We start from the raw sequence: 24,851 nt of genomic DNA, 5'->3' as shown, positions 1-24,851 counted from the left end.
GCACTGACATTGGATATCTGGCAAGGGGTCGGGGGACAGCGGTCCGGTCAGGGGACCGGTGGTTCTTGGAGTTCCGGGGCGATGCCGAAGCACAGCCAGTCCGTGATCTGGCGTGCCATGGCTTCCTGCCCGGGCTTGGCGGCAGAGTCGGGGCTGGCGAGCCATTGCTCACCGGCATTGCGGACCAGTCCGATCGCGGCATTGGGCCAGAAGCCGATCACGGCTTCCTTGCCCGGGGCGGCCCGCAGCTGCTGCCGCATGGGCATGGCGATCATGTCGCTGATCGAATCGAAGAAGTGGCCCAGCGCTCCGGCCGCGGCGATCGCGCCGTTGTGGCTCTCCGGCTCTCCGGGTGCGTAGCGGGTAACAAAGGTGTAGACGTTCGGGCTTGTCTCGGCCATCTGCAGATACGCCGAGACCATGGCATACAGCCCTTCCCGCGGGCTCTGGGCGCTCTGCGCGGCTTCCTGGATCCGGCGCTGCATCTGGCTGAGCACCACTTCGCCTACTGCCTGCTGGAGCCCGGCCTTGTCGCCGAAGTAGCGGTAGAAGACGGACTTGGAGGTCCCGGCGGCCGCAGCGATGTCTTCCATCGAGGCTTCGCTGCCGAGCGCGTGGACCGCTTTCCGGGCCGCCTTGATCAGTTCACGACGCCGTTCCTCGCGGTGTGATTGCCAGCGCGAGGCGCGGCCGTCAACTGCAGCGCGGACAGTACTGTCGGCTGCGGACGGGGCCGCCTTGAGGATGTTCACGATACCCAGCGTATCAGGTACGCTAAGTATCAGTAACCGCACCGATCGCCCATCGGTTGGATCAAAGGAGACAGCACATGCCTGAAAACGGAACGCCAGCGCCCGGACCGAAAGACACCGCCACGCCGGCCGCAGGATCCGCCGCAGCGCCGCAGCTCCGCAAGGCCGTGATCGTCGGCGGCAACCGCATCCCGTTCGCCCGCACCGGCGGCGCCTACACCAAATCCTCCAACCAGGACATGCTGACGGCGGCGCTCGACGGGCTGATCGCCCGCTTCGGGCTGCAGGACGAACGGATCGGTGAAGTTGCCGCCGGCGCCGTGCTCAAGCACTCCCGCGACTTCAACCTCACCCGCGAAGCGGTCCTCGGCTCGGCGCTCTCCGCCGAGACCCCCGCGTACGACCTCCAGCAGGCCTGCGCCACCGGACTCGAGACCGTGCTGGGCCTGGCCAACAAGATCAAGCTGGGCCAGATCGATTCCGCCATCGCCGGCGGCGTCGATTCCGCTTCCGACGCCCCGATTGCTGTCAGCGAGGGTCTGCGCGAAATCCTGCTGGACCTGAACCGGGCCAAGACCCTGCCGCAGCGGCTCCAGGTGCTCAGCCGGATCCGGCCCAAGGACCTCGCTCCCGACGCCCCGAACACCGGCGAGCCCCGCACCGGCCTGTCGATGGGCGAACACCAGGCGCTGACCACGGCGCAATGGAAAATTACCCGCGAAGCCCAGGACGAGCTGGCCTACAACAGCCACCGCAACCTCGCCGCCGCCTACGACGCCGGCTTCTTCGATGAACTGCTCACGCCGTACCGCGGGCTGAGCCGGGACTCCAACCTGCGCCCCGACACCACGCTGGAGAAACTCGCCACCCTCAAGCCGGTCTTCGGCAAGAACCTCGGAGCAGAAGCCACCATGACGGCCGGCAACTCCACCCCGCTCACGGACGGCGCCGCCGCCGTGCTGCTCGCCTCGGAGGAGTGGGCCGACGCGCACGACCTGCCCAAACTGGCCACCGTGCTCGACGGCGAGGCCGCCGCCGTCGATTTTGTCCACGGCAAGGACGGCCTGCTGATGGCTCCGGCCTTCGCCGTTCCGCGCCTGCTCGCCCGGAACGGCCTGGGCTTTGAGGACTTCGACTTCTTCGAAATCCATGAGGCCTTCGCCGGCACAGTGCTCAGCACGCTGGCTGCCTGGGAGGATGAGGAATTCTGCCGCACCCGGCTCGGCCTCGACGGCGCCCTGGGCACCATCGACCGGGCCAAACTCAACGTCAACGGTTCCTCGCTCGCCGCCGGGCATCCCTTCGCCGCAACGGGCGGCCGGATCGTGGCCTCACTGGCAAAGATGCTGCACGCCAAGGGGCAGGTGGACGGCCGCCCCGCACGCGGGCTCATCTCCATCTGCGCTGCCGGCGGCCAGGGCGTCGTGGCCATTCTCGAAGCACACTAGGGGGACCGGATGACTGACAAATACACCCAATTCGTAAGCAAGGGCTTCGGCCGGGACCTCGCCAGGAAGCTCGGGCTGCCGCAGCCCGTCGCGCTCCGGCGGTACGAACCGGGCCAGCCGCTGGTACGGGGACCCATCCTGGTCCAGGGCATCGGCAGCGGCGCCGAGGAGCTTGCCGCCACGCTGCTGTCCTGGGACGTCGACGTCCGCCGCCACGCAGTGCCGCGCGAGAAACTCGGTGCCATCATTCTGGTGCTGGACGAGGCCGGCCGGCCGGAGGACCTCGAAAAGCCGGTGCTGGCAGCCGCGGCCTCGCTCCGCGACCTGTCCGCCAACGCCCGCGTCATCACCGTCTCCCGCGACGCAGCCGGCGCGCCGGACCCCGCGGCCGCGGCGGCCCGGCAGGGCGTGGACGGACTGCTGCGCTCCCTCGCCAAGGAACTGCGCGCCGGTGCCACCGGCAACGGCATCGTCCTCGCTGACGGCGCCACGACCACGAGCCCGAGCACCCTGGGCGCGCTGCGGTTCTTCCTGTCCGGGCGTTCGGCGTTCGTCGACGGGCAGTTCCTCACCGTCACCTCGGAGTCCGGGTCGCTGCCGCCGAACGTGGAGAAGCCGCTCGCCGGCAAGGTCGCAGTCGTAACCGGTGCCGCCCGGGGGATCGGCGCGGCGATCGCCCGCACGCTCTACCGCGACGGCGCTACGGTCGTCGTTGTCGACATCCCCGCCGCGGGGGACCACCTCGCCAACGTCGCCAACGAAGTGCACGGCACCGCCCTGCAACTCGACATCAGCCGGGAAGACGCCGGGCAGCGGATTATCGACCACGCCGTGGAGCGCCACGGCAGGCTCGACATTGTGATCCACAACGCCGGCATCACCCGGGACAAGCTGCTGGCCAATATGGACCAGGGCCGGTGGAACTCGGTGATTGCCGTCAACATCGCAGCGCAACTGCGGATCAATGAGGCGCTGCTGGCCTCGGAACATTTCCGGAACTCACCGCGGATTGTCTCCGTCGCCTCCACCAGCGGTATCGCCGGCAACCGCGGCCAGACGAACTACGCCGCGTCCAAGGGCGGCGTCATGGGCATGGTCCGGGCAACCGCCCCGCTGCTCGCAGCGCACGGCGGCTCTATTAACGCCGTCGCTCCGGGTTTCATCGAAACCGAGATGACCGCCAAGATCCCGTTCGCCACCCGGGAGGTGGCGCGCCGGCTCAACTCGCTGCAGCAGGGCGGCCGGCCCGCTGACGTGGCCGAGGCGATTGCTTTCCTGGCCAGCGACGCGGCCGGCGGCATCTCCGGAGAGGTCCTGCGCGTCTGCGGCCAGAACCTGGTGGGCGCATGAGCGTTCCCGAACCTGTTCTGCTGGCTGAAATGCCGTCGCTCTCCAAGCTTTACGTCAATGCTGCCGCCATGGCGGCCCGCCGGCGGCTGCTTGGCGACCATGCCGGCACGGAACTGCCCGGCAGCGCGCACGAGGTCCGCGGCGTGCGGGCCGGGGTGGAGAACCTGACGGCCTACCAGCACCTGATCGGTGAAACGGCGAGCGATATCCTGCCCGCCGGTTTTCTCCACGCCCTGGCCTTTCCACTGTCCATGTCGGTCATGAACCGGGATGACTTTCCCTTGCCGCTGCTGGGCATGATCCACCTCAACAACAGCGTCGTGCAGTCCGCTCCGGTGCTGTTTACGGAGGCGCTGGACATCCGAGCCTGGGCCGAGAACCTGCGCGGCCACCGGTCCGGCACCCAGCTGGACCTCGTCGCCGAGGTCCGCGGCGCGGGAGAAGACTTGGTCCGGTGGCGCGGCGTCTCCACTTACCTCGCCAAGGCGGTGTTCCTTCCCGGAATCGACAAGCCCTCCGTCGCGGCGGCGCCGGGTCCTTTCACGGCCCCCGATCCGACGGCGTTGTGGCAGCTCGGCGTCGACACCGGACGGGCCTACGCATCCGTTTCCGGTGACTTTAACCCGATCCACCTCAGTGTCCTCAGTGCCAAGGCCCTCGGCCTGCGACGCTCCATCGCCCATGGCATGTATCTGGCGTCCCGCGCCCTGGCCGATGTCGGGGCCGCCAAGGGGGAGGCGTTCAGGTGGGAGGTGGCCTTTGATGCGCCGGTCTTCCTGCCTGCCCGGGTGGCACTGGACATCAGCACCGTCCAGGGCGAGGACGGTGCGTGGCGGGGCTCCGAGTATGTCGCCTGGAGCCCGCACGCGGGGCGCAAACACTTCAGCGGGTCGGTTTCCCCGCTGAAGTAGGACTCGTCCGCGCGCGGCAACGGCCGTCTCCGGGAAGTACCGGAGACGGCCCTTGTCGCGTGGGGCGTGGCGCTGGGATGCGGTCCGCCTAGTTCGCGCCGGTGGATGAGGCATCCGGTTCGCGGGTGGGGTCAACTTTCTTGACCACCCGCAGCATGCGGTGCAGACTCAGTGAGATCGACTCCACGGCGCTCGGGGCCGATCCGGGCTGATGTCCGGAGGCGGCGAGGACGCTGAGGTCCTTGACGGCGGCTTCGGCCTCCTTGAGAAGCTCGGCCTGCCGCTCGGGTGTGTCCTCTTCGATGGCGCGCAGCAGGTCGCCCACCAGGGTCATGGCCCGGGCGAGCGGTTCAGACTGTCCGTCCGGGATTACGAACGGGTGGTCACTGGCCCAGATGACGTCAGAGAGCACCTGGGTCACGTCCTGGATGTGGAAGGTGAGCCGTTCCAGGTCCCGCAGGTTCCGGTAATCCTCTTCGACGTCGCGCGGATGCAACCGCCGCCGCGGGTTGGCCCGCCGGCTCGCGTCCGCTTTTTCCACCGCGGCACGGACCGAACGGGTGTGCGCCGTCAGGGATTCCGAACGCCGCGACCAATCCTCGTGCTCCGGCGGCCAGTTCTCCTGCAGGGCCATACCCATGTCCCCGAGCTGCCGGGCGAGCGTCAGCCGGAGCTCCGCCAGGCTAAGCGCCGCCGCCTTGAAATGCAGCGGCGGGAACACCAGCAGGTTCACCACGATCCCGACGGTGACGCCGACGCCCATTTGGAGCAGGTAGCCGAACGAGAATTGGTCCGGGTTATGTCCGCCGACCAGCAGGACGAGCAGGGCCGCGGTCGGGATCCAGTCGCTGCCGGAGCCGATCCGGGGCAGGCCGGCGAGGATAACGCCGAGCCCCATCACAATGGCGACGGTCACCGGGGACGGTTCGCCGAGGCTGAACAACATGAACGCGAGCCCGATGCCGATCGCGAGCCCGACAAGCGTCTGGAAGCCCTGCCGCATGGAGCCGGAGACGTTTTCATACATGGCCACGAGGGCGCCGAGCGGGGCGTAGTACGGATAGTTCGACGCGGAGCCCGGCATGAAGGGCGCGATGTAGAACGCGATGCCCGCTGCGAGGGCGGCTTTGGTGGCCAGCTGAAGCCGCGGCCACAACAAGGCCGATGAGACTCTTGCGCCGACGGTGCGGGTCAGCCTGCGCAGCCGGGCTGGATGGCCAGCGCCGTCGTGTTCAGTATCGTTAGCCATCCGGCCCACCCTAGGGCCGCGGCGTTGCTGCTACAACTGGACGAACCCTGCCGCGGCCCCAGTTGCGGCGCCGGGCAGGGGTCACGCGGACTCCGCGCAGGCCTGGCGCACCGCGGCGGACAGCCGCTGCGCCCTGCCGTTGGTGCGTCCTTCCTCACTGCGCCGGGGTACGTAGCCGAAGCCGATTCCGTAGCCCCGGTCGGCGAAGCCGAGGGCGCCGTTGACTCCTTCGTGGCCGAACGCCAGGTGGCTGCCGAAATCGCGGCCCGGGTGCGGCTTCATGAAGACCACGGCGAAGGCGTCGTCCTGCCCGGAGCAGCGGTCAAGGCCCCAGACCTGTTCCTCGGTCATCGCGTCGATGGTGGCCGGTGTCAGGAAGGCGGGCAGTTTCTCGACCCCGGTGGTGGCGGCAGCGTACAGCCGTGCGAGTCCGTCCGCGGAACCGATCCCGCCGGCGCTGCTCATTCCGCCGGCCCGGATCACGCGGTGGTTGGGGAGTTCCAGGATGCTGCTCACCGGCGCGTTGCCGGACACCCCGGCCAGGCTGAGCGGATCCAGCCAGCCGTTGTCCGGCACCTCACTGTCGGGGAACGCACTGTCCGGAACCGTGGTGAACAGCACCCCCCGGAAGCGCGGTTCCTCGTCTTCCGGCAGGCCCAGGAAGAAGTCGACCGCGTACGGCTGGCGGAGGCGTTCATCAAACAGTTCCTGCAGGCTGCGGCCAGCGACTCTGCGGCAAAGCTCCTCCATCAGGATGCCCATCGTCAGCGCGTGGTAGCCGAAAGCGCTGCCGGGCCGCCAGAGCGGGGTCAGGGCGGCGAGGCGGCGGGCGGCCTCCGGCGTCGGGAACTCCTCCAGCGCCAGGCCGCCGGCGATGCCCGGCACGCCGGCCTGGTGGGCGAGCGCCTCGCGGACGGTGACCCGGTCCTTGCCGTGCGCCCCGAACTCGGGCCAGTAGGACGCCATGGTGGCGTCCAGGTCGAGCAGTCCGTCCTGGACCAGCAAGGCGATAACCAAGCCGGCGGCACCCTTGGAACAGGAGTAGGTCCCGGTAATGTCCCCCGGGCCGAGGCCGGGACCGCCGCTGAGGTCCAGCACCTTGCTGCCGTTCCGATAGACGGCAAGTTGCGCGCTGTACTGCCGGTCCTGGGCCAGGAACGAGTCAAAGAGGTTGCGGACCGTTTCGAACTCCGGGGCGGCCGTTCCGACTGACAGGGCCGGGGCCGGCGTGTCGGTGCACGGACCGGTCGAAAGACCCATCACCCCTGCCTACCGCGCGCCGTGCCCGGCAGCGACCTCTTCGCCGGGCCGGACCGGGCCGGGCGGTGTGCCGTTGCCGAACGGCCGGCCACCCAGCGCCTCGCGTCCGTGCGGGGAGAGCCAGTTGGCCAGGTCCGGTCCCTTCGGGACGATACCGGTCGGGTTGATGTCCTCGTGGACGATGTAGTAGTGCTGCTTGATCTGGACGAAGTCGGTGGTGTCCCCGAAGCCGGGGGTCTGGAACAGGTCCCGCGCGTAGGCCCACAGCGCCGGCATTTCGCTGAGTTTTTGCCGGTTGCATTTGAAGTGACCGTGGTAGACGGCGTCGAAGCGTGCGAGCGTGGTGAACAGCCGCACATCTGCTTCGGTGATCGTGTCACCCACGAGGTAGCGCTGCCCGGTGAGCCGTTCCTCCAGCCAGTCCAGTGCCGTCCACAGCCGGTCGTAGGCCGCTTCATAGGCTTCCTGGGAACCGGCGAACCCGCAGCGGTAGACACCGTTGTTCACTTCGGTGAAGACCCGTTTGTTGACGGCATCGATTTCCTCCCGGAGCGCCTCGGGGTACAGGTCAGGGGCGCCTTCGCGGTGGAATTCCCTCCACTCGGTAGAGAAGTCCAGCGTGATCTGCGGGAAGTTGTTGGTCACGACCGCGCCGGTGGGGACGTCGACGATGGCGGGCACCGTGATGCCGCGCGGATAGTCCGGGAACCGGCGGAAGTAGGCTTCCTGGATCCGTTCAATGCCCAGAACCGGGTCTTTGCCGTCGGGGTCAAGGTCGAACGTCCAGGAGCGGGCGTCATGGGTGGGGCCGGGCTGGCCGAGCGAGATGACGTCCTCGAGGCCCAGGAGCCGCCGCACTATCACCGTGCGGTTGGCCCAGGGGCACGCGCGGGCCGCAATCAGCCGGTAGCGTCCCGGCTCCACCGGCCAGCCGGGTTCACCGCTGGCGCCCGGGGCGCCGTCGCGGGTAATCCGGTCCTCGATGTAGTTGGTGTCCCGGTTGAACTCCGCCCCGCCGGTGACGTAGGCGCCGCGGGTGCTGAAAGCCTGGTCCGTGTTCGTTTGCTCGCTCATGCTCCCAGCCTATGCCGAACACCAAACCCGGAGCGGCCAGGGCCGCAACGCAACCGCCGCTAACCGAGCAGGCCGGCGACGACGACTGCCATCGGCTGCCACGCAACCCACCAGGCGGCACCGACGACCGCGGTAAACAGGGCAATCCAGACGAACGCCGGCAGCCGCGTCGACCGTGACAGCAGGTACGCGTCCGACGTCGACAGCCGGCTGCGGTGCCGGGTATGGACAGCGACCAGCTTGGCCAGGTCCCGCACCGCCGCCACCAGCAGCGCCAGGCCCAGGCCGATCATCACGTGCCCGATGAAGCCGGCCGGGACGAACAACACCAGGAGTGCCGCCGCCAGCACTGCCGTTGCCGTGATGAGCACGCCGACCCCGTTGCGCAGGAAGAGGAACGAGGCCAGCAGGACCAGCGTGCCGATGGACATGGCCGCGGGGCCCCAGCCGTTGAAGCCGGACCACACCATGGCTGCGCCGACCACGGCGGGAACAGGGTAGCCCCAGAACGTGGACCAGGCAGCCGCGAGCGGACGCCGGCTGTAGCTCGTGGTCGTCCCGGAGTGGTCCAGGCTGAGCCGGATGCCGCCAAGCCGCTGGCCGGTGAGAAGCGCTGCGAAGGCGTGGCCCAGCTCATGGGTCACGGTGGCCAGCAGCCCGAAATACCGCCAACTGGCCCGGGGCAAAGACAGGGCCACCGCGAGGCCGGCCACCACCAGCAACTCGGTGCCTGTCACGACCGGGACGGGGGCGTGGCTGAAGCCGGCGAGAATACGCTGCCACCACGTCCCGGCCAGGTCCTCAGCGGACAGTGTCATCACGGCGCTCTTCACGAGCCGGTGCTCATCGTTGCTCTAAGCCTTTCCGGCGGAGTGGAGGATGCAGTACGGGGTCGACGGCCGTGCTTCCAGCCGGCCTTCGGCGATCTGGCCGCCGCAGACCGCGCAGATGCCGTAGGTACCGGCGTCGATCCGGGCCAATGCGGCCTCGATCTGGGTGAGTCCGGCCCTGCTTTGTGCCAGCAACGCGGCAGCCTGCGAGAGTTCGAAAGCGATCGTCGAGCCTTCGGGATCGTGCTCGTCGTCGACGTTCGAGTCCTGCCGGGCGGCGTTCACCGAGGTGATGTCCCGGCGGAGGGCGGGCAGCAGGGCAAGTTTCCGTTCCCGCTCCTGCAACAGCAGGTCCCGGAACCGTTCGACGTCAACCATAGGGTGCAAGGCTAGCGCGGCGTCCCGCGCAGAGACGAAACGCCTGCCTCCGCCAGCCCGGGGCCGGGCGCTCCGGCTGGACCGGGCCTATGCCTGCGGCCGGACCGCCAGTAGTGTGAAGCGCATACGGTGGCAACTAGATCTAACGGGACCGAATTTCCCCGGGGCAGGAGACGCCATGACCACGCCCAATGCCAAGGACGCCGGCGAGGAAGCGCACGCGCTCGCCGCGGTTGAGGCACACCATGCGGGGATGCTCACCCGCCTCAACGCGCTCGTCGCCGCCCTCACCCATGCAGTGAAAGCCGGCGACGCCGTAGCGGAACATGACGCCCACGGCGTGCTGGTCGAGTGGTGCGAGACGGAGCTCGTTCCCCATGCGCTCGCCGAGGAAGGCCCGCTGTACGGCGGACCGGCCGCCGCTCCGGAAGGTCGGCTGCTGGTGGCGGGCATGCTGGCCGAGCATCAGGTGATCGTTGGGCTGGTGGAAAAGCTGCGGGCCTCGGCGGGCGTCGATGCTGCCGTCGCCGCCGGAGCGATCGGCCAGATCTTCGCCCTGCACCTGGACAAGGAGAACCGGCTGCTGATGCCATTCATCGTCGAGTCACCCGACCTGAGCCTTGCCACCGCCGTCGCGGGTCTGCACGAACTGGTCGGGGAAGCCCACGTCCATGACGCCCACCGCCACAAGCCCGGCGCGGTCAATGGCTGACGCGCCCCGGGGAGAGTTCGTCAGGGAAACGGGCGGGGAAGAAGCAGGGGACAGCCCGACCATCGTTCCCGGTACGGCGAACGACGCCGACACGCTGCTGCGTGAGCTGGCCGCGGCGCACCGGGTGGGCACCTCCTACCGAGGCTGGGACGGGTCCGAACGAGCAGTATCGGCCGCCACGCTGCGGCACGTCCTCAGCGCCTTGGACATGCCGTGCGCAGGCCCGGACGAGCTCCGGCGCTCGCTGACAGACGCCGGCCTGGCACCCTGGCGCCGGCTCCTGCCGCCCGTCGTGATGGCACGGGAGGGCATGCCGGCCTCGTTCAACGTCCATGCACCGCAGGGGGCAGCGGTGAGTGTCACCGTCGTCGCGGAAGACGGAACCCGTCACGAGGTCCGCCAGGTGGAGAGCCCGGCGGAGCCGAGGGACGTCGACGGCGTCACCACCGCCCGCGCAGGTTTCACCGTTCCCGGCGCTCTTGACCTTGGCTGGCATACGATCGTCGCGGAGACGGACGCAGGCCGCGCCGAGTGCCCGCTGGTCGTGACTCCGCAGCGGCTGCGGACCACCGAAGAACTGGCCGGCCGCCGCAGCTGGGGCCTCACGGCGCAGCTTTACTCGCTGCGGTCCTCCCGGTCGTGGGGGATCGGCGACTTCGCCGATCTGGCCGATCTGGCAGCGGTATCCGCTGCGGAGGGCGCAGGATTCGTGCTGGTCAACCCCCTGCACGCCGCCGAACCCACACCACCGGTCGAGGACTCGCCCTACCTGCCGACGACGAGACGGTTTTTCAACCCGCTGTACATCCGCGTGGAGGACATACCGGAATACGCCTATCTTGATGCAGCGGCGTTGGCGGGCACGCAGGAACAAGCATCCCGCCTGCAGGCTGCGAACCGGGACGCGGGACTGCTGGACCGGAACGCCAGCTACGCGGCCAAGCTGACCGCCCTTGAGCAGGTGTTCCTCGTCCGCCGCGGTCCGGCCCGCGAACGCCGGTTCCGGAACTTCTGCGCCACCCAGGGAAAAGGACTCGACGACTTCGCCCTGTGGTGCGCGCTGACGGAGAAATATTCTCCTTCGGCGCCGGAGTGGGCCGAAGCCGCAACGTCCCCGGATACCGGGTTCTGCACAGCGCAACGGGCAGCGCTCGGGGACCGGATCGAGTTCTACCGCTGGCTGCAGTGGATTTGTGACCAGCAGCTTGAGGCGGCCCAGCACGAGGCGCAGCGGGCCGGCATGGGCATCGGCGTCATTCAGGACCTGGCCGTCGGGGTCCAGCTCGCCGGCGCCGATGCCTGGACGCTGTCCGGAGTCCTCGCCCAGGGCATCACCGTCGGTGCGCCGCCGGACATGTTCAACCAGCAGGGCCAAAACTGGACCCAGCCGCCCTGGCACCCGGCGAAGCTGGCCGACTCCGGTTATGCCGCCTACCGGGACATGTTGCGCACCGTCCTGCGCCATGCCGGCGGCATCCGGGTGGATCACATCCTGGGTCTGTTCCGGCTGTGGTGGATTCCCGAGGGCGGGGAACCAGGCGAGGGAACCTATGTCTACTACGACCACGAAGCCCTGATCGGCATCCTCGCGTTGGAGGCGCAGCGCGCAGGGGCGATAGTCATCGGAGAGGACCTCGGGGTTTTCGAACCGTGGGTACAGGACTATCTGGCCGAACGGGGGGTCTTCGGCACCTCCATCCTGTGGTTTGAGCGCGACGACGCCGGCCCGTTGGCCCCGGAGCGCTACCGGCAGCAATGCCTCACGAGCGTGAACACCCACGATCTGCCGCCCACCGCCGGCTACCTGGCCGGCGAACACGTCACCCTGCGCGAATCCCTGGGCCTGCTGCGGCGTCCGGTCGAGGAAGAACGGGCCGCCGACGCCGTGGAGCAGGAAGCGGTGCTGGCACTGGTCCGGCAGCGCGGGCTGCTGGGCGCGCCTCAGGGCGCGTCGCCGAAGGCGGCAGGGGTGCAGGAAACCGTCGAAGCCCTGTATGCGTTCACCGCCCTCACGCCATCATCGCTGCTGGGCGTGGCGCTGGTTGATGCCGTGGGGGAGACCCGCACCCAGAACCAGCCGGGGACCAGCAGCACGGAGTACCCCAACTGGCGCATCCCGCTTGCCGGACCGGACGGCGTCGTCCTCTTGGACGAACTGCCGGAGAACGCCAGGTTCTGTTCCCTGCTGCGGACGGTCCAGCAGGCACTTCACCCGGCAGGGGCGCAGCGGTAGCGTAAGCCGTGGTCACTGCGGCGCCGCCGCGGTGCGGACCGGGAGGTACAAACATGGCTCAGTTCACGAATAAGGTCGCGCTCGTTACCGGGGGAGGGTCCGGTCTTGGCGAAGCCATCAGCAAGGAGTTGGCCGCCAAAGGTGCCAGCGTGGTCGTCACGGACATCAACCTTGATGCCGCCCAGCGGGTCGTCGAGGAGATCGGCGCATCGGGCGGGACCGCGTCCGCGGTACGGCAGGACACCGCTCGGAAGGAGGATTCCGAGATGGCGGTCCGGCACGCCGTGGACACCTACGGCGGACTGCATTTGGCGGTCAACAACGCCGGCATCGGCGGGAAGGCCGCCCCGGCCGGCGAAACAGACCTCGATGAGTGGGACAAGGTCATCGGTATCAACCTCAACGGTGTGCTCTACGGCATGCGGTACCAGATCCCGCAGATGCTCCAGGCCGGTGCGCAGAACTGCGCCATTGTGAACATGGCCTCGATCCACGGCACCGTCGCTGCTCCGGGCAACGGAGCCTACACTGCCGCCAAGCACGGGGTCGTGGGTATCACCAAGAATGCCGCCGCTGAGTACGGTCTGCAGGGCCTGCGCATCAACTGTGTTGGTCCCGGCTACATCAGGACACCGCTTTTGGAGAACAACCTCACGCCCGACATCATGGACGCACTCGCCGGCAAGCATGCGCTTGGCCGGCTTGGGACGGCCGAGGAGGTATCCCATGTAGTGTGCTTCCTCCTCTCCGAGGAGGCTTCCTTCGTCACCGGCGGCTACTACCTGATCGACGGGGGATACACCGCGGTGTGACCAGCCGGGACACGCAAAAGGCCCCGGAATCGTTGAATTCCGGGGCCTTTCCCTTGTGCGCGGAGGGGGACTTGAACCCCCACCCCCTTTCGAGGACTAGCACCTCAAGCTAGCGCGTCTGCCATTCCGCCACCCGCGCAGGTGGTATTTCCGGGAAGAATTTCGCCTTTCAGCGTTTTGCTTTTCTCGGAAGCAGCGAGAAAGACTCTAGCACGGAGATTCGGGAAACAAATAATCGGGGCGAGTGGGTAGGCTGAAGTAGCACTGAGCCACTGCCACGAGGAGCGCTATGACTGAAGTTCGGCCCGAAGATGAAGTCGTTCGGATCTGCCAGGAACTGATCCGGATCGACACCTCCAACTACGGTGACGGCTCCGGCCCGGGGGAGCGCGCAGCCGCCGAGTACACGGCCGGACTCATCACGGAAGTCGGACTCGAGGCCGAAATTTTCGAGTCGGCGCCGGGGCGGGCCAACGTCGTCACGCGATTGGCGGGCGAGGATCCCTCGGCCAGCGCCCTGGTGGTGCACGGTCACCTCGACGTCGTTCCCGCGCTGCGTGAGCAGTGGTCGGTGGATCCCTTCGGTGCCGAACTTAAGGACGCGGCTGATCTGGGGCCGCGGCGCCGTCGACATGAAGGACATGGACGCCATGATCCTCTCGGTGCTACGCGACTTTGCCCGCACCGGACGCAAGCCAAAGCGCGACATCATTTTTGCCTTCTTTGCCGACGAGGAAGCTGGCGGCAAGTTCGGCGCCGGCTACGCCGTCGAGCACCGCCGCGAACTTTTCGACGGCGCCACGGAAGCGATCTCGGAAGTGGGCGGCTTCTCCGCCACCATCGGCGGCCAGCGCACCTACCTGCTGCAAACCGCCGAGAAGGGTCTTTCCTGGCTTCGCCTGGTGGCGCACGGCCGGGCAGGGCACGGTTCCCAGATCAACACTGACAACGCCGTAACCCGGCTCGCCAGCGCTGTCTCCCGGATCGGCGAATACCGCTGGCCGGTGGAGCTGACCCCCACCACCCGGCAGTTCCTCGACGGCGTGACGGAACTGACCGGCGTGGAATTCGATCCCGACGACCCGGACAAGATCCTGAAGGAACTCGGGACGGTGGCCCGTTTCGTCGGCGCCACCCTGCAGAACACCACTAACCCCACGCTGCTCAAGGGCGGCTACAAGCACAACGTCATCCCCGAGTCCGCCGAGGCGCTGGTGGACTGCCGGACACTGCCAGGCCAGCAGGAGCAGGTCCTGGAGATCGTGCGCGAACTGGCAGGCACCGGCGTCGACGTCAGCTACGTCCACCAGGACGTTTCACTGGAGGTCCCGTTCGCCGGCAACCTCGTCGACTCCATGATCGACGCGCTGCACTCCGAGGACCCGGAAGCGAAGGTCCTTCCGTATACGCTCTCCGGCGGCACGGACAACAAGTCCCTGAGCCGGCTCGGCATCACCGGCTACGGCTTCGCACCGCTCATGCTGCCCGATGAGCTGGACTTCACCGGCATGTTCCACGGCGTCGACGAGAGGGTGCCGGCCGACTCGCTGAAGTTCGGGGCGCGCGTGCTGAACACCCTCCTCACCAACTACTGAGCAGAACGCAACAAGAAACGGTTCCCCACGACATGACGCCCGAAGAGATCCTGCCCGTTGAGCTGATGGAGCGGATCCGCGGCCGCGCCGCCGGCTACGACCGTGACAACGCCTTCTTTACCGACGACCTCCACGAACTGGACGAAGCAGGCTACCTGAAGATCTTCGTCCCGGAGTCCGACGGCGGCCTGGGCCTCGGACTCGCCGGAGCGGCGCAGCTGCAGCGGCGGCTGGCCACCGCAGCCCCGGCCACGGCACTGGCCATCAACATGCACCTGGTCTGGACCGGCGTCGCGCATGTCCTGGCCGCCCGCGGCGACACCTCTCTGGACTTCGTCCTGAAGGAGGCCGCGCAGGGGGAGATCTTCGCTTTCGGCAACTCTGAGGCCGGGAACGATTCCGTGCTCTTCGATTCCCGGACCGAGGCCGCACCGCTGCCCGACGGAAGCTACCGCTTCACCGGACGGAAGATTTTCACGAGCCTTTCGCCCGCCTGGACCAGGCTGGGGATCTTCGGCAAGGACGGCGACGCCCGGAACGGCCAGGGCGAACTCGTCCACGGGTTCATCGACCGCGAAACACCCGGGTACGAAATCCTCTCCGACTGGGACACGCTGGGGATGCGGGCCAGCCAGTCCAACACCACGCTGCTGAAGGGCGCCGTCGTGCCGCCCGAGCGGATCTTCCGCAAGCTGCCGGTCGGGCCGAACGCCGACCCGCTGATCTTCGCGATTTTCGCGTGCTTCGAAACGTTGCTGGCGGCGGTCTATACAGGGATCGGGGAACGCGCGCTGCAGCTCGGTGTGGCGGCAGTCAAGCGTCGCACCTCATTCAAGAACGGCGGCCGCAGCTACGCCCAGGACCCGGACATCCGGTGGAAGGTTGCAGAGGCGGCCATGGCCATGGACGCGCTTTATCCCTATCTCGCGGCAGTAACGGCCGACGTCGACGCCCTCGCCGACCACGGCGGGCAGTGGTTCCCGAAGCTCGTCGGGGTCAAGGTGCGCGCCACGGAAACCGCGCGCACGGTGGTGGACCTCGCGATCCGGGTCTCCGGCGGCTCCAGTTATTTCCGCGGCGCCGAACTTGAACGCCTCTACCGGGACGTGCTCGCTGGCATGTTCCACCCGTCCGACGACGAGTCGGCGCACGGAACAGTGGCCAACGCGTGGCTGGGTCCCATCGAGCCCTGAGGGCTTGCGCTTCGGCGTCTCCCGCGATTCGGGGCCTCCGGGGGCCTGCAGCGGTCTAGACGGTGCGCTGGACTTGGATCACCTTTCGGCGGAGCCAAAAGCGTCGCCCGCCGCCTACGTAGAGCACGCTGCGCTCCAGTTCCCACTTGCCGTACTCGGAGTGGGCGGCCAGGAGGCGGCGAGCCTCGGGCAGGGAATCTTCAGGGCTGACGGTCAGCACGAGGTACTCGTACTGCCTGGCATAGTCCCGTTCCCGACGGACTGAGCTGCTGAGAAAATGTTCCTTCATTGCTCTCCATTTTCGTCTTATTCGGGCTAACGTGAAGTCATGAGCATCGATCCGCGTGTCGCGCTTGAGTCTCTCACCGCCGCCATGGAGGAACACCTCGCTGCTGCGGCGGCGCGGCGCAGCGATGGCGACCCCGCGGTCGAAGCGGCCTATTTTGCGGTGGCCGATGCCTTTGAAGTCTACGACGACTCTCTTTACGAAGCGTATGGCGAAGTGACGCCGCTTCAGGTCATCGATGAAGAAGATGACGAAGAAGAGAGCGAAGAGGTCGACGACGAGGAAGACCTCGAACTGCTGCAGGACTAAAGCCACATGGGGGATCGGCCGGTTACTTTCGCGCCCCCTGGCCGCAGCGTCATTTCCGGGACTCGGCGTTACTTTCAGCCACTGCCCGTTCACCCCATCAAATGTCCGGCCTCCTGTTCGGCGATGATTGTCTGAGGTCCCTGGCAGGATTAGGTCATGGGAACCTGCGCAGCGGTCACCTTTTCACCGGCCACCCGGCCGGACGCTGACGGCCGCCGGGTTCCGTTGCCCGGCGCCGAACCCGGTGTGCCGGCGGCCGATCATTCTGCAGCACAGTTAATTGTCATAGGTCTGCGGCAGGATTAGTTCATGGGAACCAGCGCAGCGGTCACCTCTTCACCGGCCACCCGGCCGGACGCTGATGGCCGATGCGCCCCGCCGCTGGAGACCGGGCCGACGACTCCATTGTTGGATGATGTGTTGGGCCAGTTGCGTGAGCTGACGGCAACCGCTGCCACGGACACCGCGGGGCTGGGTTTCCGCGACGCGGCGGCGTACGCCGGGCAGATCGAGGAAGCCGGCCGTGCCCTGGAGTACCTGCAGGTTATGGCCGCCGGCGCGGTGGACCGGACCCGGACGTCCGCCCCGGACGCGGTCCCGGCCGGGGAAGACGGGTACCGCCGGACCGAGGACTTCCTGCGGGACCGGCTGCAGATCAGCGCCGCCGAAGCGCACCGCCGCCTGTCCCTGGCCCGCACCGTGCTGCCGCGCACCGGCATCACCGGGGACCGGCTGCCGCCGGTGCACGAGGAACTCGCCGACGCGTTCGCTGCCGGGGATGTCCCGACCCGGTCAGCGACGATCATCAACCAGGCCCTGGAACGGGTCCGGCCCCTCTGCGATGCGGAGACCGCGGCGCGGATGGAACACTCCCTGACCCTGGCCGCGGCCGAGCATGACCCGGACTTCCTGTCCCGGCTGGCCCGGCGCTGGGTGGACGGCATCGACCAGGACGGCGGAGAACCTTCCGAGGAGCTCCTGCGCCAGCTTCAGGGCGTGTTCATCCGCCGGCCCCGCCACGGGTTGCAGCACCTGGAAATCTTCGCGACCAACGAACAGTTCGAACACCTCCTCACCGCAATGAACACCGCCACCAACCCCCGCACCCCCAACCCCGCCACCAGCACCCCCGGCACCAGGGGAACAGCAGGAGTTGGCAGCCAGGGCGCCGCCACAGAAGGCACCGCCGCAACCGTCACTGCGGGGAGCAACGGCGGGGGAACCCTCGCGGCCGGGAACCCGGGTGACGCGGCCGAGCAGGAGGTATTCGTTCCGGGTCTGGACTGGCGGTCCCGGCCGCAGAAACTCCTCGACGGCCTCGTCGGCGCATCCAAAGTCGCCCTCGCCTCCGGCGGCATGCCCGCGACCGGCGGACTCCGACCCCAGGTCATGGTCACCATCGACTACCGCGACCTCCTCGACCGCCTCCAAAACACCACCACCAATACAGCTGCCGCCACAACAGCCACAGCCGGGACAGGGGCCTGGGGCGGCGCCGACGCCGAGACCGGCGCTAACGGATTCAGCTTCGGCAACAGCGTCACCACCACCAACGCGGAGAGCGGTAACGGATTCAGCTTCGGCCAAGGCTTCGGGTGGGTCACCGGCCAAAGCGCCGAGGGTGGTAAGGAATTCAGCTTCCGCAACGGCGGCAACACCACCGGCTTGGGGCCCCGGGTCAGCTGCGGCGGGGCCGGGCCGTTAGGGTTCACCGGAACCGGGACCCTGGCCTTCACCGGACCCGTCGCCGCCTCAACCATCCGCAAAATTGCGTGCGACGCGGACATCATCCCCGTCCTGCTCGGCTCCCAGGGCCGGGTCCTGGACATCGGCCGCACCAGCCGGGTCTTCCCGCCCCACATCCGCAAAGCCCTCACCGCCCGCGACCAGGGCTGCACCTTCCCCGGCTGCACCATCCCCGCGTCCTGGTGCGAAGCCCACCACATCACCTACTGGTCCCGCGGCGGCACCACCAGCACCGACAACGGAACACTCCTCTGCTCCCACCACGACCATCTAATCCACAAAGAAGCCTGGACCATCCAACTAAGAAGCGGCGTCCCATGGTTCATCCCGCACCCCACCTCGACCCACGCCAAACACCAAGACAAAACCACTACTTCCGCTCATGACGGGCAGCGCGCCGTGGGCCTGTGGGCGGAGTTCTCACGCCGCGCTCGAGGCTCCTCGGGCGGAGGCAGCCGGTGCCGCCTTGATCAGGCTGGGCTTGAGACGTCCTCGAGTGCCACGGCGATCTCCGGCGGCAACGGCGTCAGCACCGCGTCCAGGATCTCCTTCAACTGGACGGGCGTCCGGGCGCCGACCACCGCGGTGGCGACTCCATGCTGTGACAGCAGCCAACTCAACGACACGTCCAAGGCGCTCCGGCCCAGCCCCTTGGCCGCCATCGCGACGGACTCAACCACCCTGGACGCGCTGCCCTCAAGGTACGGTTCCACGTAGCTGGCCAGCTTCTGGTCCGCAGCCCGCGAGTCGGCGGGGATGTGTCCGCGGTACTTGCCCGTCAACACGCCGCGACCCAGTGGCGCCCAGGCCATCAGACCGAGCCCCGCGTCTTCCACGGCGGGAATCAGCTCTGCCTCCGCCTTGCGCTGCACCAGGGAGTACTCCGCCTGGCAGGCGACCAGCGGGAAACCGGCGATGGCGGCTGCCTTGGCAGTCTGCCAGCCGTTGAAATTGGAGACGCCGGCGTAGCGGGCGCGGCCTGAACGGACCGCGTACTCGAGGGCGGAGAGTGTCTCTTCCAACGGCACGTTGGGGTCCCAGGCGTGGGCGAACCAGATGTCCACGTAGTCGGTCCCAAGCCGTGCCAGGCTCGCATCCAGACCGGAGAGCATTCCGTTGCGCGAAGTATCAACGCTGCGGCGCCCCGCCGACGTCGTCAGTCCGGCCTTGGTGGAGACCACAACTTCGGAGCGGGCGACGACGTCGCCGAGCATGCTGCCGAGCATTGCCTCAGCCCGGCCGCCGGCATAGGAGGCCGCGGTGTCGATGAGCGTACCGCCTCCGTCGAGGAACGCCCGGAGCAAGGCCGAGGCATCCTGCTCATCGGTCTCACCGGCCCACGACATGGTGCCAAGGGACACGGACGAGACACGCAAACCACTGTTGCCGACATAACGCTGCTGCATGCCTGCAAGCTTACGATGCTTCGGAACTCCATAACGTAGGGTCTATAAGCGTGAACTGGTTAGAAGCGGCCTTTCTGGGCCTTGTGCAGGGACTGACAGAATTCCTCCCCATCTCCTCAAGCGCCCACCTGCGGATCGTGGGGGCGTTCCTGCCGGACGCCGCAGACCCCGGGGCAGCATTCACAGCCATTACCCAGCTGGGCACCGAGACCGCGGTGATCGTTTACTTCTGGCGCGACATTGTGCGGATCGTCAAAGCGTGGTTCGGCTCGCTCACCGGCAAGGTGTCCCGGCAGGATCCCGACGTCCGCATGGGCTGGCTCGTGATCCTGGGCAGCCTCCCCATCATCGTGCTGGGCCTGCTCTTCCAGGACCAGATCGAATCGGTGCTCCGGAGCCTGTGGATCGTCGCCACGACGCTGATCGCCTTTGGCATGATTCTCGCCGTCGCCGACGCCGTCGGCCGCCAGGAACGCGACCTTACCAGGCTCAGCTACAAGCACGGCATCCTCTACGGCCTGGCGCAAGCGCTGGCTCTGGTCCCCGGGGTATCCCGCTCCGGCGGCACGATCACCGCGGGCCTGCTGATGGGTTACACCCGCGAAGCCGCAGCCCGGTACTCCTTCCTGCTGGCCATTCCGGCGGTGTTTGGCAGCGGTCTGTACCAGCTGTATAAGGTGGTCAGCAAGGAAGGGATCACCGGTCCCTACGGCCTGCCCGAGACCGGCCTCGCCACGGTGATTGCCTTCGTGGTGGGCTACATCATCATCGGCTGGTTCCTCCGGTACGTCTCCACCCGCAGCTACCGCCTGTTCGTCTGGTACCGGATCTTCTTGGGCCTTGCGCTGTATCTGCTGCTCGGTTTCAATGTCATCAGCGCCTAGCACTAGGCTTGGAGGGTGAAATCCTGGACCTCCCGCCCTGTTCCCCAGCTGCCGGGCCGCATGCCCGCGCTGCGACTTTTCGACACCGCCCAGGGCGGCCTCGCCACCCTTGAAGCGACGGGGGAGCAGTCCATGTACGTCTGTGGCATCACCCCGTACGACGCAACCCACATGGGACATGCGGCCAGTTACGTCGCCTTCGACCTCCTCAACCGGGCCTGGCGGGACGGCCGGCAGCAGGTTGCCTACGTCCAGAACGTCACCGATGTCGACGATCCGCTGCTGGAGCGCGCAGCAGCCACCGGCGTGGACTGGCGTGACCTCGCCGCGAGCCAGATCGAGCTGTTCCAGACCGACATGGAAGCCCTGAACGTCCTGGCCCCCGACAACTACGTCGGCGCCGTCGAGGCCATCCCGCGCATTGTCCCCGCGATCGAATCTCTCGTGCGCAGCGGCCTCGCGTACCGGGTCTCCGGTACCGCTGGAGAGTCCGACGGCGACGTCTACTACGACGTCGAAGCGGCCGGCAAGCACTCAGCGGAGGCCCGGGACGCCTGGACCTTGGGGTCAGTCTCGCACCTGTCCGACGCCGAAATGCTCGAACTGTTCGCAGAGCGCGGCGGAGATCCCGGCCGCAGCGGCAAACGGCAGGCGCTGGACCCGCTGCTCTGGCGCGTGGCCCGCGAAGGTGAGCCGAGCTGGCCCGGCGGCGAACTGGGCGACGGCCGCCCGGGTTGGCACATCGAGTGCACCGTCATCGCCCAGCAGTACCTGCCTGCGCCCTTCACGGTCCAAGGCGGCGGATCCGACCTCGTCTTCCCGCACCACGAAATGGGAGCGGGCCACGCCTACTCCCTGACCGGCGTCCCGCTGGCCAAGCACTTCGCGCACGCCGGCATGGTGGGTCTCGACGGCGAAAAGATGAGCAAGTCCAAGGGCAACCTGGTCCTGGTGTCCAAGCTGCGCGCTGCCGGCGAAGAACCCGCCGCGATCCGGCTGGCGATTCTGGCGCACCACTACCGGAGCGACTGGTCCTGGACCGAGGACGGATTCACTGCGGCAAAGGACCGGCTCCGCAGCTGGCGCTCAGCCCTGGACCGGGCCCGGTCGGGCTCGGGCGCAGCGCTCGTCGAGGAGCTCCGGGCAGCCCTCTCCGACGATCTGGACGCCCCGCGCGCCCTCGCGGCCGTGGACGCCTGGGCTGCCGCCGCGCTTGCATCCGGGCCCTCCGCCGCTTCCGCCGCTGACGCCGCCCTTGTGGGCGACGCCGTCAACGCGCTGCTCGGCGTCGAACTTTAGGCAGGCCCCGGCGAGGCGCAAACTCCCCGGCGACACGAAAAAGCGCTGGCGATACCGGAATTCCGGGGGCGCCAGCGCTTGCGTAGCGCCTGGGCAGACGAGCGTCCGCAAGTGTCCCTTCTTAGGGCTTGTCCTTGCCCCGGCGCTTGAGGTAGCGCTCGAATTCGCGCGCAATTGATTCGCCGCTGGCCTCGGGCAGGTCAACGGTGTCCTTTGCTTCCTCGAGTTGGCGCACGTAGGCGGCGATCTCGGGATCTTCGGTAGCAAGTTCGTCAACGCCCCGTTCCCAGGCGTCGGCGTCCTCGACCAGTTCCTGGGTGTCCAGTGGCACCTGCAGCAGTTCCTCGATCCGGTGGAGCAGGGCCAGCTGGGCTTTCGGCGACGGCGCCTGGGCCACGTAATGCGGTACCGCCGCCCACAGCGAAATGGTGGGCAACCCGGCTAGCAGGGCCACTTCCCCCAGCACACCGACAATACCGACCGGCCCCTCGTACTGCGAAGTTTCCAGATCCATCCGCTCGCGCAGGGCCGCGTCGTCCGTCGAGGCGCTGACCGGGATCGGCCGGCTGTGGGGCACATCGGCCAGCAGGGCGCCGACCAGGATGACGTAATCGACCTTCAGCGCTTCGGCGTGGACCAGCAGTTCGGCTGTGTAGGCGCGCCACTTGTAGGACGGCTCCGTGCCCTGGACGAAGATCACATCCACATTCGAGCCCGGGACGCTGGCCTTGAAGATCCGGGTCGACGGCCACTTGATCTTCCGCTCGCCCGCGGCCGTGCGGCGGATCATGGGCCGGGTGAACTGGAAGTCGTAGTACTCGTCGGCGTCGATCGAACCGACCTTTTTCCCGCCCCACAGCTTGTTGAGGTAGCGCAGGGCATCGCTCGCGGCTTCACCGGCGTCGTTCCAGCCTTCGAACGCCGCAAGCATTACCGTAATGCGCTGGCCCTCGGGCACGGGCTGCAACAGCCGCTCGGGCTCGGGCACGGCGCCCGTTTCCGTGGACTCTGGCTCGAAGCTATTCATGTGTTCACCCTACGACGAAGACCCGGGGGAGCGCAGGCAGGCGGGCGCCGCAAGTCCCTTGAACTTCGCCACGGGCGTAGCCCCGGGCGCCCCGCCGGCGCAGCACCGTAGACTGGAGGGCATGCGATCGCCAGCTTCCCAGCCCCTGCTCAAAGCCGCGCTGTGGGACATGGACGGCACGATCGTGGACACCGAACAGTATTGGATTGCAGCCGAACACGCCCTCGTGGCAGCCCACGGCGGCGAGTGGTCGCACGAGAAGGCGATGCAGCTGGTGGGCCAGTCCCTGGTGTTCTCAGCCGGCATCCTGCAGGAGGCCGGTGTCGGGCTGGAAGTCCGGGAGATCATCGACACCCTTACCGGGCATGTCGTCAGCCTGGTCCGGGAATCCGTGCCGTGGCGGCCCGGAGCCCGCGAACTGCTGGAAGAGCTGCACACCGCAGGGATCCGTTGCGCCCTCGTGACGATGTCAGAGGCCCCGCTGGCCCGCGAAATCGTCGCCAGCCTGCCCAAGCCTTATTTCGAATTCCTGGTCACCGGGGACACCGTCCTGGAAGGCAAGCCGCACCCCGAGGCCTACCTGACGGCCGTGGAGCTCCTGCAGCAGAGCGACCCGGAATTGGAGCACCGGCACTGCGTCGCGCTCGAAGACTCAGCTCCAGGGGTTGCGGCGGCGGTCGCGTCCGGCGTGGCCACGGTGGCCATTCCGCACATTGTTCCGCTGCCGCACGACCCGCGCCGCGCCACCTGGGAGACCTTGGCCGGGCGAACTGTTGCGGACCTCGAAGAGCTCCTGACGCTCCGCCACGAACCCGCCCCGGCGCCGCCCCCGCCCTTTAGTGGCGGTGGCCGCAATGACTGAACCCTCGGGCAGCGCAGCGGGAAGACAGCGGACCAACAAGCCTGCCGAGGACAAGCCGTTCTCGCTGCGGGGCGGCATCCCGCTCGGCCGGATCGCTGGCATCCCCGTCATCCTGGCCTACTCGTGGTTCGTCATCGCCGCATTCACCGTGGTCGCCTACGGTCCGGTCCTCACCCATAACTACCCTGGGACAGGGGCCACCGCCTACCTCGCTGCGTTCGCGTACGCCGTGCTGCTGTTGCTCTCCGTGCTGGTCCACGAACTGGCTCACGCCCTGACCGCCCGGCTGTACCGCTGGCCCACCAGCAAGATTGTCCTGAACCTCTGGGGCGGCCACACGCAGTTCGAGAACTTCACCGCCTCGCCTGGGAAGTCCGTGCTGGTGGCCATGGCCGGCCCGGCCGCGAACTTGGTCCTGGCCGGGGCGGGCTGGCTCGTAGTCGCGCCCGGCCCGCTTCCCGGCCTTGCGGACCCCTTGGCGAACATCTTTGTCTGGGCCAACCTCCTGATCGGCGTCTTCAACGTCCTGCCCGGGCTGCCGCTCGACGGCGGACGGTTGGTGGAGTCCGCGGTCTGGAAGGCCACCGGCAGCCACGAGCGGGGCACCATCGCGGCCGGCTGGGCCGGCAGGATCATCGTCATCGCCCTCGCCGTCTGGTTCGTGGTGCTGCCCCTGTTGAGCGGCAACCGGCCGGACACCTCGCTGATGCTGATCACGGTCCTGGTGGGAAGCTTCCTCTGGCTGGGCGCCACAGCCTCCATCCAGCAGGCCCGGTACCGGAGCCGGCTGCACCTGGTCGACGCGGCCGCACTGGCCGAGCCCGCCGTCGGCCTTCCCAATACCGCCAGCGTCGCGGACGTGCTGCGGCACTCCCCGGCCGGCGTGCCCGCGGTCCTGCTCTGCAGCGAGGACGGGCGGCCGGTGGCGGTCGTCGACGCATCATCCGCCGCGGAAGTTCGTCCCGAGCTGGCCCCCGGAACCCCGGCAACGGCGGTGGCCTACCCGCTCGCAGCCGGCGCCTACGTCAAGGACTCCGACCGTGGCGCCGAACTGCTCGCGTACCTCGCCCAGCTCGAAGGATCCGACTACGCGGTGGTCAACGACGCCGGAGCCATCACCGGCCTGCTGCGCCAGCTCACCGTCCTGAACACCATCACCGGCAAGCGCCAACTCCGCCGCGCCGGCGCCCGGCCGGAGCGCTAGGACCGCTGCCATGCGCCGCCGTGAGAACCAT

Annotated in this window: 21 protein-coding genes, 1 tRNA gene and 2 pseudogenes; 14 read left to right on the top strand and 10 right to left on the bottom strand. The window is 68.1% G+C overall.

Annotation, left to right across the window (positions count from 1 at the left end; translation table 11 throughout):
* Positions 1-47 precede the first annotated feature (47 nt).
* Entirely contained in the window at positions 48-752 is a 705-nt protein-coding gene (locus QFZ61_RS12335; protein ID WP_307036411.1) for a TetR/AcrR family transcriptional regulator, read from the bottom strand.
* A 77-nt stretch (positions 753-829) separates the two neighbouring features.
* On the opposite strand from QFZ61_RS12335, the gene QFZ61_RS12330 reads away from it, so the two are divergent.
* The 3 genes from QFZ61_RS12330 to QFZ61_RS12320 are packed head-to-tail and all read left to right on the top strand — an operon-like array spanning position 830 to position 4,461.
* Positions 830-2,200, top strand: coding sequence for an acetyl-CoA C-acetyltransferase (locus tag QFZ61_RS12330; RefSeq protein WP_307036408.1), 1,371 nt, complete (start codon positions 830-832; stop codon positions 2,198-2,200).
* A 9-nt stretch (positions 2,201-2,209) separates the two neighbouring features.
* Positions 2,210-3,550: a 3-oxoacyl-ACP reductase gene (locus QFZ61_RS12325; RefSeq protein WP_307036406.1), complete on the top strand. Its 1,341-nt coding sequence runs from the start codon at positions 2,210-2,212 to the stop codon at positions 3,548-3,550.
* Positions 3,547-4,461 (top strand): MaoC/PaaZ C-terminal domain-containing protein, encoded by a 915-nt coding sequence (locus tag QFZ61_RS12320; RefSeq protein WP_307036404.1) that lies wholly within the window; start codon positions 3,547-3,549, stop codon positions 4,459-4,461. Before QFZ61_RS12325 ends, QFZ61_RS12320 begins: the two co-directional genes overlap by 4 nt.
* 88 nt (positions 4,462-4,549) lie before the next feature.
* On the opposite strand, the gene QFZ61_RS12315 is transcribed toward QFZ61_RS12320, so the two are convergent.
* The 5 genes from QFZ61_RS12315 to QFZ61_RS12295 all read right to left on the bottom strand — a co-directional run bounded on the left by QFZ61_RS12315 (position 4,550) and on the right by QFZ61_RS12295 (position 9,252).
* The gene (locus QFZ61_RS12315; protein ID WP_307036402.1) at positions 4,550-5,710 is read right to left on the bottom strand and encodes an aromatic acid exporter family protein; all 1,161 of its coding nucleotides are present in this window, start codon (positions 5,708-5,710) and stop codon (positions 4,550-4,552) included.
* Positions 5,711-5,791: 81 nt separating this feature from the next.
* Complete coding sequence (locus tag QFZ61_RS12310; RefSeq protein WP_307036400.1) at positions 5,792-6,970, bottom strand: serine hydrolase domain-containing protein; 1,179 nt, start codon at positions 6,968-6,970, stop codon at positions 5,792-5,794.
* A 9-nt stretch (positions 6,971-6,979) separates the two neighbouring features.
* Complete coding sequence (locus QFZ61_RS12305) at positions 6,980-8,044, bottom strand: glutathione S-transferase family protein (protein WP_307036398.1); 1,065 nt, start codon at positions 8,042-8,044, stop codon at positions 6,980-6,982.
* Positions 8,045-8,103: 59 nt separating this feature from the next.
* Complete coding sequence (locus QFZ61_RS12300) at positions 8,104-8,862, bottom strand: M50 family metallopeptidase (protein ID WP_307036396.1); 759 nt, start codon at positions 8,860-8,862, stop codon at positions 8,104-8,106.
* 36 nt (positions 8,863-8,898) lie between these two features.
* Entirely contained in the window at positions 8,899-9,252 is a 354-nt protein-coding gene (locus tag QFZ61_RS12295) for a TraR/DksA C4-type zinc finger protein (RefSeq protein WP_307036394.1), read from the bottom strand.
* A 178-nt stretch (positions 9,253-9,430) separates the two neighbouring features.
* Between QFZ61_RS12295 and QFZ61_RS12290 the strand changes: the two genes are divergently transcribed.
* The 3 genes from QFZ61_RS12290 to QFZ61_RS12280 are packed head-to-tail and all read left to right on the top strand — an operon-like array spanning position 9,431 to position 13,009.
* Positions 9,431-9,964 carry a hemerythrin domain-containing protein gene (locus tag QFZ61_RS12290; RefSeq protein WP_307036391.1) on the top strand — a complete coding sequence of 178 codons (534 nt, stop codon included), beginning with the start codon at positions 9,431-9,433 and terminating at the stop codon, positions 9,962-9,964.
* Positions 9,957-12,197, top strand: a complete 2,241-nt coding sequence (malQ, locus tag QFZ61_RS12285; RefSeq protein ID WP_307036390.1) for a 4-alpha-glucanotransferase — start codon at positions 9,957-9,959, stop codon at positions 12,195-12,197. Before QFZ61_RS12290 ends, malQ begins: the two co-directional genes overlap by 8 nt.
* A 53-nt stretch (positions 12,198-12,250) precedes the next feature.
* Positions 12,251-13,009, top strand: coding sequence for an SDR family NAD(P)-dependent oxidoreductase (locus QFZ61_RS12280; RefSeq protein WP_307036387.1), 759 nt, complete (start codon positions 12,251-12,253; stop codon positions 13,007-13,009).
* Between the two features lie 56 nt (positions 13,010-13,065).
* Here the strand turns inward: QFZ61_RS12280 and QFZ61_RS12275 are convergent.
* Positions 13,066-13,148, bottom strand: a tRNA-Leu gene (locus QFZ61_RS12275).
* 150 nt (positions 13,149-13,298) lie between these two features.
* On the opposite strand from QFZ61_RS12275, the pseudogene QFZ61_RS12270 reads away from it, so the two are divergent.
* Positions 13,299-14,604 (top strand): annotated as a pseudogene (locus QFZ61_RS12270) (M20/M25/M40 family metallo-hydrolase).
* 32 nt (positions 14,605-14,636) lie between these two features.
* Positions 14,637-15,797 (top strand): acyl-CoA dehydrogenase family protein, encoded by a 1,161-nt coding sequence (locus QFZ61_RS12265; protein WP_307036386.1) that lies wholly within the window; start codon positions 14,637-14,639, stop codon positions 15,795-15,797.
* Positions 15,798-15,852: 55 nt separating this feature from the next.
* Here the strand turns inward: QFZ61_RS12265 and QFZ61_RS12260 are convergent, their stop codons facing one another.
* Complete coding sequence (locus tag QFZ61_RS12260) at positions 15,853-16,086, bottom strand: DUF5703 family protein (protein ID WP_138769332.1); 234 nt, start codon at positions 16,084-16,086, stop codon at positions 15,853-15,855.
* A gap of 39 nt (positions 16,087-16,125) precedes the next feature.
* On the opposite strand from QFZ61_RS12260, the gene QFZ61_RS12255 reads away from it, so the two are divergent.
* Positions 16,126-16,392, top strand: coding sequence for a hypothetical protein (locus tag QFZ61_RS12255; protein ID WP_307036383.1), 267 nt, complete (start codon positions 16,126-16,128; stop codon positions 16,390-16,392).
* A 309-nt stretch (positions 16,393-16,701) separates the two neighbouring features.
* Positions 16,702-18,524 (top strand): annotated as a pseudogene (locus QFZ61_RS16970) (DUF222 domain-containing protein).
* An 84-nt stretch (positions 18,525-18,608) separates the two neighbouring features.
* On the opposite strand, the gene QFZ61_RS12245 reads toward QFZ61_RS16970, so the two are convergent.
* Positions 18,609-19,544 (bottom strand): aldo/keto reductase, encoded by a 936-nt coding sequence (locus QFZ61_RS12245; RefSeq protein WP_307036381.1) that lies wholly within the window; start codon positions 19,542-19,544, stop codon positions 18,609-18,611.
* Positions 19,545-19,594: 50 nt separating this feature from the next.
* Between QFZ61_RS12245 and QFZ61_RS12240 the strand changes: the two genes are divergently transcribed.
* The gene (locus QFZ61_RS12240; RefSeq protein ID WP_307036380.1) at positions 19,595-20,428 is read left to right on the top strand and encodes an undecaprenyl-diphosphate phosphatase; all 834 of its coding nucleotides are present in this window, start codon (positions 19,595-19,597) and stop codon (positions 20,426-20,428) included.
* Positions 20,429-20,443: 15 nt separating this feature from the next.
* On the top strand, positions 20,444-21,727 hold the full coding sequence (gene mshC, locus QFZ61_RS12235; protein ID WP_307036379.1) for a cysteine--1-D-myo-inosityl 2-amino-2-deoxy-alpha-D-glucopyranoside ligase: 1,284 nt from the start codon (positions 20,444-20,446) through the stop codon (positions 21,725-21,727).
* A 121-nt stretch (positions 21,728-21,848) separates the two neighbouring features.
* Here the strand turns inward: mshC and QFZ61_RS12230 are convergent, their stop codons facing one another.
* The gene (locus QFZ61_RS12230) at positions 21,849-22,754 is read right to left on the bottom strand and encodes a PAC2 family protein (RefSeq protein WP_307036376.1); all 906 of its coding nucleotides are present in this window, start codon (positions 22,752-22,754) and stop codon (positions 21,849-21,851) included.
* Between the two features lie 121 nt (positions 22,755-22,875).
* Here QFZ61_RS12230 and QFZ61_RS12225 point away from each other — a divergent pair, with 121 nt between their 5' ends.
* The gene (locus tag QFZ61_RS12225) at positions 22,876-23,616 is read left to right on the top strand and encodes an HAD family phosphatase (RefSeq protein WP_307036374.1); all 741 of its coding nucleotides are present in this window, start codon (positions 22,876-22,878) and stop codon (positions 23,614-23,616) included.
* Entirely contained in the window at positions 23,609-24,820 is a 1,212-nt protein-coding gene (locus QFZ61_RS12220) for a site-2 protease family protein (protein ID WP_307036372.1), read from the top strand. Before QFZ61_RS12225 ends, QFZ61_RS12220 begins: the two co-directional genes overlap by 8 nt.
* Positions 24,821-24,851 lie beyond the last annotated feature (31 nt).

Origin of the sequence: Arthrobacter sp. B3I4, from assembly GCF_030816855.1 — a bacterium.
Taxonomy (GTDB): domain Bacteria; phylum Actinomycetota; class Actinomycetes; order Actinomycetales; family Micrococcaceae; genus Arthrobacter.
This window is presented reverse-complemented; position numbering and strand designations above follow the sequence as displayed.